The sequence below is a fragment of the Pseudomonas brassicacearum genome, assembly GCF_003732265.1.
In the GTDB taxonomy this organism is placed as follows: domain Bacteria; phylum Pseudomonadota; class Gammaproteobacteria; order Pseudomonadales; family Pseudomonadaceae; genus Aquipseudomonas; species Aquipseudomonas brassicacearum_D.
The window spans coordinates 1-609 of sequence record NZ_MOBK01000388.1; the positions used below are offsets into that span (position 1 = coordinate 1).

At 60.9% G+C, this 609-nt stretch carries 1 protein-coding gene; it reads left to right on the forward strand.

The window, feature by feature from the left end; all coding sequences use genetic code 11:
* Positions 1–609, forward strand: a 609-nt coding sequence (locus BK660_RS31865) for a radical SAM protein (RefSeq protein WP_148057542.1), incomplete at both ends; no start/stop codon positions are given.

The window sequence follows — 609 nt, forward strand, 5'->3', positions numbered from 1 at the left end:
GGTTATCAATGTGCGCCGATCAACCTGGGTTCCAACACCGACCCGTATCAGCCGATCGAGCGTGAACACAAAATCACCCGCCAGATCCTCGAAGTGCTGCTGCGCTATAAGCACCCGGTGACCATCGTCACCAAGGGCTCACTGATCCTGCGCGACCTCGACTTGCTCAGCGAACTGGCGCAGCAACGGTTGGTGGCGGTGATGATCAGCCTGACCACGCTGGACGACGAACTCAAACGCATCCTCGAACCGCGCGCCGCTGCACCCAAGGCACGATTGCGCGCGATCCGGGTGATGCGCGAAGCAGGCATTCCCGTTGGTGTGCTGTGTTCACCGATGATTCCAATGATCAATGACAGTGAAATCGAAAATCTGCTCAACGAAGCCCACGCCGCCGGTGCGCAAAGTGCTGCGTACATGATGTTGCGTCTGCCGCTGGAAGTGGCGCCGCTGTTCGAGGAATGGCTTCAGGCGCACTACCCGCAACGCGCCGCGCATGTGCTGAGCCTGATCCGCCAGAGCCGTGGCGGCGAACTCTACGACAGCCGTTTTGGTGCACGCATGCGCGGCGAAGGGGTGTTCGCCGATCTGCTCGCGCAGCGGTTTGCC